General features: G+C 41.7%; 9 protein-coding genes. 2 read left to right on the top strand and 7 right to left on the bottom strand.

From position 1 onward, the window contains the following. Positions 1-37: 37 nt before the first annotated feature. The 6 genes from ABD930_RS18145 to ABD930_RS18120 form a co-directional block, all read right to left on the bottom strand. A complete protein-coding gene (locus ABD930_RS18145) occupies positions 38-1,537 on the bottom strand; it encodes a sigma 54-interacting transcriptional regulator (RefSeq protein ID WP_345233882.1) in 1,500 nt (499 codons plus the stop codon). 255 nt (positions 1,538-1,792) lie between these two features. Continuing rightward, positions 1,793-2,890, bottom strand: coding sequence for a vWA domain-containing protein (locus ABD930_RS18140; protein WP_345233880.1), 1,098 nt, complete (start codon positions 2,888-2,890; stop codon positions 1,793-1,795). A gap of 279 nt (positions 2,891-3,169) precedes the next feature. After that, a complete protein-coding gene (locus ABD930_RS18135) occupies positions 3,170-4,213 on the bottom strand; it encodes a Gfo/Idh/MocA family oxidoreductase (protein WP_345233878.1) in 1,044 nt (347 codons plus the stop codon). Positions 4,214-4,350: 137 nt separating this feature from the next. Then, entirely contained in the window at positions 4,351-4,569 is a 219-nt protein-coding gene (locus ABD930_RS18130) for a VF530 family protein (RefSeq protein ID WP_345233876.1), read from the bottom strand. Then, on the bottom strand, positions 4,550-5,431 hold the full coding sequence (locus ABD930_RS18125; RefSeq protein WP_345233874.1) for an NAD(P)-dependent oxidoreductase: 882 nt from the start codon (positions 5,429-5,431) through the stop codon (positions 4,550-4,552). The genes ABD930_RS18130 and ABD930_RS18125 overlap by 20 nt, the downstream gene beginning before the upstream one ends. A gap of 271 nt (positions 5,432-5,702) precedes the next feature. Continuing rightward, positions 5,703-6,923, bottom strand: a complete 1,221-nt coding sequence (locus ABD930_RS18120; protein WP_345233872.1) for an MFS transporter — start codon at positions 6,921-6,923, stop codon at positions 5,703-5,705. 130 nt (positions 6,924-7,053) lie between these two features. On the opposite strand from ABD930_RS18120, the gene ABD930_RS18115 reads away from it, so the two are divergent. Both ABD930_RS18115 and ABD930_RS18110 read left to right on the top strand, forming a co-directional pair. Then, the gene (locus ABD930_RS18115; RefSeq protein ID WP_345233870.1) at positions 7,054-9,219 is read left to right on the top strand and encodes a S9 family peptidase; all 2,166 of its coding nucleotides are present in this window, start codon (positions 7,054-7,056) and stop codon (positions 9,217-9,219) included. 81 nt (positions 9,220-9,300) lie between these two features. Then, positions 9,301-10,383 (top strand): aminotransferase class V-fold PLP-dependent enzyme, encoded by a 1,083-nt coding sequence (locus ABD930_RS18110; RefSeq protein ID WP_345233868.1) that lies wholly within the window; start codon positions 9,301-9,303, stop codon positions 10,381-10,383. Between the two features lie 32 nt (positions 10,384-10,415). Here ABD930_RS18110 and ABD930_RS18105 read toward each other — a convergent pair whose 3' ends face one another. Further along, positions 10,416-11,720 carry a WG repeat-containing protein gene (locus tag ABD930_RS18105; protein WP_345233866.1) on the bottom strand — a complete coding sequence of 435 codons (1,305 nt, stop codon included), beginning with the start codon at positions 11,718-11,720 and terminating at the stop codon, positions 10,416-10,418. Between the last annotated feature and the right edge of the window lie 417 nt (positions 11,721-12,137).

Genomic DNA, 12,137 nt, shown 5'->3' with positions numbered 1-12,137 from the left:
ATTTATTTTATTATCCTATAAAAGGAAAATTTATCGTTTATCTAAAGTCGTTGTCATTCAATTCATCATCATCGTCTTGATCAAAAGAAGCGTTGAACAAACTTCCAAACATATCCGAAAAAGCAAAGCCTCCTTCCAAGGTATTTTTATTGAGCTGTGAGTAGGCTGCTAAACCATGCAATACGAACTCCATTAGTAAAAGCAATTGATTTTCGGAAAGCCCTTTATGAAAAGCCTTAACGATATCTTTCAACCCAGGCACATGGTTCAAGATTTTCTTATAGCTTGCATTATCAAGATTGTCGGTGATATCTATTTTGTTGCCTGTAGTGAACCAATCGATAATTTCCTGATAGGGGTTACCCGTTTTTGCTTTTTTAGCCTTTTCGGGGTCAGGGAAGTATTGGGCAAACAAGGTCTTGATGGCACTTTCCATCAATTTATGCGCCACATGGACCGGACCTTCCAGCTCTCCTTCATAAACCAGTTCTATTTTCCCTGTGATCGCAGGAACAATACCAACGAAGTCGGCAATTCGGGCAAACGTATGGTCCTCCTGATTCAACAACATTCGCCGTTCAGCAGTACTCACCAAGTTCTCATAAGCGGCAATGGTCAGGCGTGCTGATACACCTGATTTTTGATCGATGAATTCACTTTTACGCGCCTCAAAAGCGACTTGTTCAATCAAATTCTTCAATAAGCTGTCTACCTCAATACCGTTTTTTTGGTCTTCTGTCAATCTGGCTTCCTGAAAGGTTATGGCTCGGGAAATATCAATTGTTTTAGGATAGTGCGTTAGAATCTGACTTTCAATCCGATCTTTCAGAGGGGTGACAATAGAGCCGCGGTTAGTATAATCTTCTGGATTTGCAGTAAATACAAACTGGATATCCAATGGCAAACGTAATTTGAAGCCACGGATCTGGATATCCTTTTCTTGCAGCATATTAAAAAGAGCCACCTGAATCCTCGCTTGTAAATCTGGAAGCTCATTAATCACAAATATGCCTCGATGTGCTCGTGGGATTAATCCAAAATGAATCACCCGCTCATCATTATAGGTTAATTTAAGTGTGGCCGCCTTAATGGGATCAACGTCGCCAACTAAATCGGCAACAGTAACATCCGGTGTAGCCAGCTTTTCTGTATAGCGTTCATTCCGATGTAACCATGCAATTGGTGTATCGTCTCCTTTTAATTTGATTTCGTTTTGGGCAAACCAGGAAATTGGATGTAGTGGATCATCGAATATTTCACTTCCTGCTACATAAGGGATATATTCATCTAAGAGGTTAACCATCAGGCGAGCGATACGGGTTTTTGCTTGTCCACGTAAACCTAATAAGAGCACATTATGCCGAGAAAGGATAGCGGTTTGCAATTCCGGTATGACGGTTTCGTTATATCCCAACACGCCTTCAAAACCTTCTTCCTTATTTCTTAGCTGTTTGATCAAATTCTCCCGTAGTTCTTCTTTAACCGATTTACTTTTATATCCAGAAGCCTTAAGCTCACCTAATGTTGTTATTGTCATATTATTTCAAGTAAAAATTCAAACGTAAAAAGCTGAGTTGTTGGTTATTCGTTATTGGTATCAAGTAGCAAGACATAAGTATCAAGTAGCAAGATATTCCTAGACGCCCTTGGCTTTATGCTTTTCGCTTTAATACTTTTCGCTAAAAAGAGGTCTTATGTCTCGCTTCTTGTGTCTTATGTCCTTTCCACCCTACACCTTTTACCTTCGGCCTTATGCCTTAAAACCTATTACTTACTACGTATAACTCAAAAACTACCTTACTGTTCTTCGTCTATTTCGAATATAATCTTCAAAAATGTATTCACCTAAACCATTCAAGGAGCTATAAAATGCTTTCCCTCCATTGACCTGCGTAAACTGCCGTACAAATTGTTGTAGGTACGGATCACGAGCGATCATAAAGGTCGTTATTGGGATGTTAAGCCTTTTGCATTGTGCCGCCATCGTCAGCGTTTTATTAATTACCTTTCTATCTAGACCCATACTATTTTTATAATAACGTCCATTTTCTTTTAAGCAGGTAGGTTTACCGTCAGTTATCATAAAGATTTGTTTATTATGCGTCTTTCTTCTTCGAAGCAGGTCTGTTGCTAATTCTAAGCCGGCATAAGTATTGGTGTGATACGGCCCTACTTGCAAATAAGGCAAGTCTTTTAATGTTATTGGCCAGGCATCATTACCAAAAACAACGATATCCAAGGTATCCTTAGGATAACGTGTACGAATCAATTCGGCAAGGGCCATGGCTACTTTCTTTGCAGGCGTGATGCGATCTTCTCCGTAAAGAATCATGCTATGCGAGATATCAATCATCAAAACCGTAGAAGTAAGTGTCTTATAATCGCGTTCTTCTACCTCCAAATCGCGCTCTGTCAGCGTAAAGTTATGCAGTCCATGGTTCACTTGTGCATTATGAATGGAGGCTGTCATATCAATCTGATCTAAGCTGTCTCCATATTGATATTCCCTCCTATCTGCATTCTTCTCCTCGCCCATGCCGCTTTTATTGCTGTTATGATTTCCTTTTCCCGATTTCTTGAGTTTCCCAAAAATTTCCTCCAATGCCGATTGCCGGATGGTTTTTTCTGTTTTGGCAGTAATCTTAAAAGAGCCATCAATAGGATTTTCCTGCAAATAACCTTTATTTTTAAGATCCTCAATAAAGTCGCCCATCCCATAATTATCATCTGTGAGGTTATATTGCTTGTCCAGCTCGTTCATCCAAGCTAGGGCCTCTTCGGCATCACCGGCAGTGTAATTCAATAGCTGTTGAAAAATTTTAAACAGGTTGTCGAATCCACCTTTGGGTAGCTCGTCAGCCTTAAAGTCTGTAAAACGAAAACCTCTCATCTTTTACCTCCGTACTAATATACCCTAACGTCTCTTCGAAGATAATAGTTTCTTTGAAAAGTTTTTCTAAGCCGTTTGTCATAATATCCTGAAAACGGCTATCCGCATTTTTGCTATAAAAGGAAACAAAGAGGCTAATTTTTAAGCCTCTTATAATTTATGATTGAAATGATGATATGAACGAACAGTACTGTATTTGTCGTGATTACTGGGTTAACACGACGATAATTGGAGTGGGTTCTTCCTATTCATATTCAAATGGAAAATCAACACGGTTGGTTATAAGGTGATCACCTTCCCTTCCTTTGCGCTCTCTATCGCAGCCTCAATAATTTTCATGGTTTGTGCGCCTTCATCCGCTGTAACAGGCTCCGGTTGATCATGTACAATGGCTTGATAGACACCCTCATAAAAATCCAAATAATTGCCCTTTTCTGAAGGAATGAACGTTTTTATAAGCGTTCCATCTTTCTCTGTTTTTAAGAGCCCCCATTCGCTTTCGGGTTCTGCACACCAATCACTTGCATTTGGTTTTTCACCGCGCAGTAAGCGATCTTCCTGCTGGTCGGCGCGGCTTTTCAAAAAAGACCCTTTCTTTCCATGAACGATATATGAAGGAGCCATTTCCCGCGCAAGGAAGCCCCCTTTTAAACGTACTCGTTTATCGTTATAATAAAGGATAACCTCAAAATAGTCGTTTACCCGGGAATCCGTTCGCATAATGGCCAAGTCAGCAAATACGGCCTGAGGATAACCAAAAAGGCAAAGCGCCTGATCGATCATATGTGGACCACGATCTCGAATTAACCCTGCGGCAGGAGAAGGTTCTTCTAAATGTGCCTTAGTGTTTAATTGCGGTAAATAGGCCTCATAGGAAAAGGTAATTTCAACAAGTTCACCCAAACATGCTGTTTCAATCACCTTTTTTACCGTTTTAAAATCGCTATCCCATCGTCTATTTTGAAAGACAGCTAATTTAAGTCCTTTCTCCTTCGCAAGATGACTTAGTTCTTCCGCTTCGGCAGCGGTAATAGTAAAGGCCTTTTCTACCACTGCATGTTTACCCGCTAGCAATGCTTTCTTGGTAAAATCATAATGCGTTCCTGTTGGCGTATTAACGATCACCAATTCTAGGGTATCATCCGCTAAAATAGCCTCTAGTGAAGGATAACTGGTTACAGTTGGGTAATCTTGCTGGATAAGCTTTTTACTTCTTTCCCAAGAACCTGCGAGTTCAAACCCTGCATGTAAATCAATAAAAGGGGCATGGAAAACGCTTCCCGACATGCCATAAGATAATAAAGCTGTTTTAATAGTACGCATGAATTTTGTTTTGATTACGCTTCAAACCTAACCTATTTTTTCTACTGTACCTAATTTTCCTAAAAAAGGATGCACCACCTTATCGTTTGACAGATTGCTACATCACTCCGTTTCTGACAAAGATGATGCGATGAATGTCACGAACAAAACGTTTCTACATACAACGCTTCTACCTTCTCACGAGCCCAGGGGGTACGCCGAAGAAAATTTAAACTCGACTTGATCGTTGGATTAGTTGCAAAACAGTTAATCCGGACAATCCGTGCAAGCTCTTTCCATCCATAGTATTCATATAACTGGGTAACTATCATTTCCAATGTTATCCCATGTAATGGATTATTTGGTTGTTGCTGCATTCGACAATCCTTTTGCTAAGTATTTTATGATGGCCATCACATCTGCTTCTCCAAAACCGTCTTGCAACGCAGCGGTATAGGTCTCTGAAAGTGGGGTTGACAAGGGGAAATCAATCTCCTGTTCACGTGCCAAGCGCAAATCTTTCGCCATATGCTTCAACGCAAAAGCAGGTGGATAGGTATCTTCAAGAATCAAAGGAGATTTAATTTTAGTAAGCGCACTACCACAAGCGCTTTCATTGACAATATGTAGCATATCCTTGGCCGATACTCCGTTTTTTTCTGCAAAAAGGACTGTTTCCGCTAAGCCTTGGAGCGTTAATGCCAAAAAGTAATTAATAGCTAATTTGGCGTAGGATGCGGCTCCTACCGAGCCAAGCCACAGGCTTGCTTTCCCAAGTTTCTCCAGCAACGGTTGTGCAGCACGGAAGTTATCCGCCGTCCCGCCAGCTAAGATCAGTAAGGTACCATCTTCTGCCGGTTTTACACTTCCCGAAACAGGTGCCTCCAAAAACCTAGCTCCCACTGCTTTGCTCATTTCTTCCAGTTCACGGGAAGTTTTTGGCGAAACGGTACTCATGTTGATGAATAGCTTACCTGAAACCGAAGCATTTAGAAGCCCCCCTTCTCCGAGGTAAACACTTTTTACGGCCTGATCGTCAGCAAGCATTGTCACCACGATATCGCTTTCTAAGCAGAGGCTCGATATAGTATCCATGAAGTTAGCTCCTTCCTGTACTAAAACATCTGCTTTGGAAGCTGTTCGATTATAGACATTAACGGTATATCCGCCTTTTAATAAATTTCGGGCCATGGGAAAGCCCATATTTCCCAAACCAACCCATCCAATTGTTTCTGCCATCTTAACTGCTCATTAAATGAAGCGATTGTATCGCCCTAAGCAAACTTAAAGAAAATGAGCGCTAAATACAATCACCGCTTACATTTTGCTTTTAACCGGGCGTGTTACCCTAACCGTTTTTTCCGGCTGGTTGCTTGCACAAGCTCTCCATTCCACTTAACACATCGCCTAGAAAATTTACGGTTTGCAGAAGGATGCACTACCACTGTAGCAAAGTTCCAAGCGATGAGCTTTCTTTGTTTCTTTCTTTCGCGGTGAAAGAAAGAAAAACCTAAATGCAATCGCAGCTTACGTTTTCGTTAAGCAATGGTGCCTCTTTGCTTTGCTTTATTTCAGTTATTTCAATAACATCTTTTTTCCTGCTATTGAAGGCAAAGGCGAACAATGCCCCAGCAAAAGCCATAGCAGCGCCAACGATAGCTGGCCAAGTATAATCAAAATGATAGACTAAGGGTAAACCACCCAAGAAAGCACCCAAGGCATTACCAATGTTAAAACTCGCTTGACTTACGGATGCTGCGATCATTTCAGCTCCTTTAGCCGTATTGATCATCAACATTTGGATCGGCGCAGCCAAAGCAAAGGCTACTGCGCCCGTAATAAAAGTCATGACAAGGGCTGTTATAGGATTAAACGAAAGAAAATGGACCACAACTAATGTCGCCGCCATAGCTATTAACAATGCTGCAGATGCTTTACCTGCCGAAAAACGATCGGCTAAAAATCCACCCAATAAATTTCCCACCATCATACCAACGCCCGCCAGGATTAAGACATAAGTCACCGCATCTTCCGAAAATCCCGCTACATTGGTCATCAATGGCGCGATGTAGCTATACCAACAGAACAATCCACCGGTGCCGATCGAGATCATGAAGATGATTAACCAAGCTTCCGTTTTTTTGAAAAAGCTTAACTCGCCTTTTAAATTTCGTTCCGCATTAGCGGCCAATGCAGGTAGAAAGGCCTTTAAACTGAACAGGGTAATCAGTCCAACTGCCACCACAATAGCAAAAGAAAAGCGCCACGAGAAATGGTGCCCGATATAGGTACCCAGCGGTACACCTGCAATATTAGCAATAGTCAATCCTAAAAACATGAGCGAAACCGCTTGTGCTTCTTTCCCTTTTACTGCAATCTTGCTCGCAACGACTGAGCCCACTCCAAAGAACGCTCCATGTGGTAAACCAGACAAAAGCCTCGTCATAAATAATACAGTAAAATTGGGTGCAAAAGCAGAACAAGCGTTAAATACGGTAAACATCGCCATTAAGGCAATCAAGATATGCTTTGGTGGATATTTACCGGCGATGGCCACCAAAACCGGAGCACCAATCACTACACCCAATGCATAAGCGGAAATAAGATGACCCGCTTCCGGAATAGATACGTGTAAATCCTTCGCGATGTCAGGCAATAAGCCCATCATCACAAATTCGGTAATCCCAATTCCCAAACCACCTAAGGTTAATGGTAGTAAACTTTTGTTCATGAGCAACTTAGTGTTTATTATACACTATGCAAAGTTAGTGCATTCTGGCGATCAATTTTGTAGCTTTTTAAAATAAATACCTATGTTTGTTGCTTATTTACACAAAACAAACAATTAAACGTAAATACACATGAGAACCACCTTCCTGATGCTAGCTATGGCATTGGGCGCTTCCTCCCTTTATGCTCAACAGCAACAATTTACGATAGAAGAGGCAACTATAGGCCTTTCCACTAATCTGGCACAAGATCAGCTGAGCCAGCTAAACTGGATACCCAATCAAAGTTCCCTTTTTTACACCGTTAAAACAGGAGTCGACGAAGCGCTTATCACACAAGCGATGCCTTCCTTAACTACCGATACCCTGATTAAGCTATCGGCGATTAATCAATCTTTATTTAATCGCTCTGCCCTTCGTAGCTTTCCCGAACTCCAGTGGATCAATGCCGATCAGCTCTATTTTGCCTTGGAAAACCATTATTTCAAGCTTTCCAAACAAGCCGATCATCACTGGGAGGCCACCCCTTGGCAGATCTTACCCGAACAAGCGACAAATGCTACCGTAGAACCAAGCACAGGGCAGTTCGCCTATACTGTAGGCAACAATCTTTTTTTAATTAACGCTGAGGGAAAGGAACAACAAATTACCCATGACAGCGATGCTGCTATCGTAAACGGGCAATCGGTACATCGTCAGGAATTCGGTATCGATCGGGGTATATTTTTCTCGCCCAAAGGCAATTACCTGGCTTTTTACCGAATGGATCAACGCATGGTGGAAGATTATCCACTGATCAACTGGGACGAGACGCCAGCCACCGTACATTTTACCAAATATCCCTTCGCAGGCCGAGCCTCCCATGAGGTAAGCCTTGGGGTATATAATCCAAAAACTACACAAACGGTCTTTTTACAAACAGGAGAACCGAAGGATCATTACCTCACCTGTGTTACGTGGAGCCCGGATGAAAAGTCTATCTACATCGCCCTGTTAAATCGGGAACAAAACCACCTTTGGCTTAACCAATATGATGCGTCAAGCGGTCGCTTTATAAAAACGCTCTTTGAGGAAACCGACCCTAAATATGTACAGCCCTTACACGAACTGCATTTTTTACCCGGCAAAAATGACGAGTTTATTTGGTGGAGCCAACGGGATGGCTTTATGCACCTATACCGCTACAATACAGCGGGTAAATTACTGAATCAAGTAACCAAAGGCGACTGGCTTGTGAACGAATTGGTAGGAGAAAATGCATCGAAGAAATTACTTTATATCACCTCTTCCAAGGAATCGCCTATGGAAAAGCATTCTTATACCGTTCAATGGGAAACAGGCAAACTGGAACGGTTGGATCAGGATCCTGGCACCCATCAGGTTGCTGTCAATACAGCGGGCGACTTTATGCTAGACACGTGGAGTAATGACTCGACACCGCGTTCTATAGATGTCTTCAACACAAAAAAATCATGGAAAAAGCGCCTGCTAACCTCTAAGAATCCATTAGCGACATATCAGCGACCAAAAATTGAAAATGTCACCTTGCATGCAGATGATGGGACACCGCTTTATGGAAAGTTGATCTATCCTACAGCTTTCGATGCGTCCAAAAAATATCCCGTCATTGTTTACCTCTACAATGGTCCGAATGTGCAGTTGCTAGCCAACAGTTTTCCATCCAGTGGAAATCTATGGTATGAATATATGGCCCAAAGGGGTTATATCGTCTTCACAATGGATGGTCGGGGAAGCAGTAACCGGGGTTTAAAATTCGAACAGGCAACCTTCAGACAACTGGGTACCGTTGAAATGAACGACCAAATGCAGGGCGTAAATTACCTTAAATCGCTACCTTTTGTGGATGCCAGCCGTATGGGTATACACGGTTGGAGTTTCGGCGGATTTATGACTACATCGTTTATGCTCCGCAAACCAGCTGTATTTAAGGTGGGTGTCGCTGGAGGGCCGGTGATGGACTGGAAAATGTACGAGGTAATGTATACGGAACGTTACATGGACACCCCTCAAGAAAATCCTATAGGATACGAAGATGCCAATCTGTTAACCAAAACGGGAAACCTAAAAGGCAACCTTTTGCTGATCCATGGCACCTCTGATAGTACTGTTGTATGGCAACATTCGATTAAATTCCTAAAACAAGCCATCAAAACAAAAACACAAGTAGATTATTTTGTTTACCCCGGCTATGAACACAATGTGCGCGGCTACGATAGGGTACATCTCATGCAGAAAATCAGTGATTATTTTGATCACTACTTAAAGCCGGAGGATTAATGATTGTCTTAGGATGCCTGACTTTAATTAATGACTTTTGCATGATCTTGAATCTGCATAGAAAAAAATAGCTTTGAACCTATGCAGATTCAAGATCAATTTCCCGCGTTAAAAAACAGCACTTACTTAAATACCGCCACATCCTGTTTACTGGCCAAAGATATTCTCCATTGGCGTAGACAACATGATGAGGCGTTTTTGCAGCAAGGATACGCGTTTAGGGGTCATTTTGAGGAATTTCTAGTAGACGTCAAACGTACTGTTGCCAATTTTTTTCATGCCGATGCCCAAAACACCTTTTTATTACCTAATTTCTCTTTTGGCTTCAATACCTTTTTACAAGGTTTAGCTTCTGCTGAGCGGATCTTATTACTTCAGGAAGATTATCCTTCCGTTAACTATCCCATAGAACGATTGGCGTTTCCCTATGCTTATGTATCTGTAAGCGCATCTATGGAAGATGACATCCTCCGGAAAATAGAAACTTTTAAACCGACGGTTTTTGCTTTCAGCTTAGTGCAATATATCAGTGGTATCAAGATCGATTTTAAATTTCTTAAGCATCTTAAAGAAAAATATCCGGATATGCTCTTGCTTGCCGATGGTACACAATATTGCGGAACAGAAGTCTTCGACTTCAAAGCTTCTGGCTTAGATCTTTTAGCATCTAGCGGCTACAAATGGATGATGGCGGGCTATGGAAGCGGATTTTTATTGCTGCAGGAGCAAGCAAAGGCAAGGCTGCATCATGTCCATTCCACTAACACTCCATCCGCTTCGTTCCTACGAGAAAAAGATCCGTTTTCCTTATATTTCGAACCAGGGCATCAGGATACTTTGGTATTTGGTACGTTAAAACAGGCTATTCTTCTCTTACAAAAAACTGGTATACAAACGATAACAGACATCAACCATCGTTTATCAATAGCCGCGAAGATCGCTTTTACCGAACGGGGGTTGCTCACAGAAGCAGTGGTAAAACGCAAACAACATGCAACCATATTTAATCTTGACCTTAGTGAAACGTGTTATCAACAACTACAAGAACAACAGATCATCTGTGTTCGCAGAGGCAGTGGGGTACGTGTAGGCTTTCATTTCTTTAATACGGAAGCAGACTTAGCAACCCTTTTGCAGGTGATTGATACGGCAATCAATTATTAAAAAGACCCCGGAAGAGGGGCCTAAACGAACACTTACTGAACCTTACTTCCTTTTTTATCAATATAGAAAGAATCGGCTCCTTGCTGTACCCAGGCTGTTCCATACACAAAATCGCCTACCGTATCGTATGCGCATGGGATGACCTCCTCTCCTGCTTCATTAACAAATCCATATTTACCGTCTTTCTCTACGGCGGCAAGCCCTTCAGCAAACACAGAAGCCGATTGATACCTTGGTGGCGCCAAGATACGGTTCGTGGTATCGATTAGGCCATATAGATTCCCCTTCATTGCCCAAATCCGATCTTCTGAAGCCGCAGCAAGATGTTCATATTGCACAGGAATTAACTCCCGCCCTTTTTTATCAATGATACCATACAAGCTATCACGTGATACCGCTGCTAAACCATAATGATAGGTATAACGATCGTGGTAACGGGGTTCTATCAAGACATTTCCTGCATCATCTTCCACTCCCCATAGCTCACCATCGTCTGTCCAATGAAACCCAGTATCCAACTCAAAGTCTTCTTCATCTGCCTCTTCGGCCGTTCCTGTTGTCGAAACCGAATCGGCCACCATATCCTCCATAGCAAACGCATCCTCTTCTACCGTATAATCGCTGGGAATCTCAAAAATCTGGTTGTCTACTAGCGTTTCTTTTACCGATCCCACCTTAATTCCGACATCCATACCGTTTGCTTTAGTAGAGACCTTCATGGTCAATCCTGGAATATCCTCTAAATAATCATATTCGCCCCAAAATAGTTTAGGTAGGTTTTCTGCATACCAGATGGTTATCTGTGGTGCCTCCTCTCCGACTGCAACTTCCATAATTGCTTTTTTGCAAACATAACCCGCAATGGTCATGGTATCCTCTGTTAAATGGATTTTTCTATCTGCCGTAGACGTTACAACTAAACTATCACCAACCATTTCACTGCTAATCTTCGGACTTGCCAAAGGGATACGATAAGCGACTTTAGACGCGGTGTCCAAGCGATAAGAGGTACTATCGTTCAAATTGCTCACCTGTATGGTGCTAAATATTCCGCCTTGCTCCACACGTATATGTTTATCGCTTATGTAGGCTTCCAATAAGGGTTTTTCTTCATCCGCTCCACTCATGGCCTTGCCCAGCTCCATCAGGGCCATCATACGTTTGTCTTCTTCTGATAGTTCATTAACATTTTTCTGAGGTAAATCAAAGGTCATTTCATAATGAACCTTCCACGCTTTAACCTTGTTGATCTGCTGAGCTTGTGCCCCAAGGCAACCAGCAAATACTATCCACGAACAAGTAATAATCATTATCGATTTTCGTATATATACCTTCATTATAGCGTTCTTTTAGCGGCCAAAAATACACGGTTCAAACCATATTCACCATAACGGAAATCAGGGATTCTCCTAAAATTTCATTTAAATTTTTACGACGATTTTTACGACGATCGGTAAATTACCCAAAGGGACTTAAACACCAGCCATCTCAACCGCAGTACTTTCCGATGATCATTCACCTAATTTCAATCTTACTAGGAGCAAGTAAGTTAATGCTATGTTAGCATCTAGAACAATACCGAAGAAGATGTGAGATCACATGCAAAATAAAATCTTAAATTTACATCCTGTTATTTGGCGTATTTAATTATAAATCAATATATTGTACTAAAAAACAGGTTTGACAACTACAACTAAAACCTAAACATACCTCTTCTTGTTGTTGTAACAGCTGGCTTTTACTTATTTAGAACC

It is taken from the genome of Olivibacter ginsenosidimutans (assembly GCF_039542865.1).
GTDB lineage: Bacteria > Bacteroidota > Bacteroidia > Sphingobacteriales > Sphingobacteriaceae > Olivibacter > Olivibacter ginsenosidimutans.
This window is presented reverse-complemented; position numbering and strand designations above follow the sequence as displayed.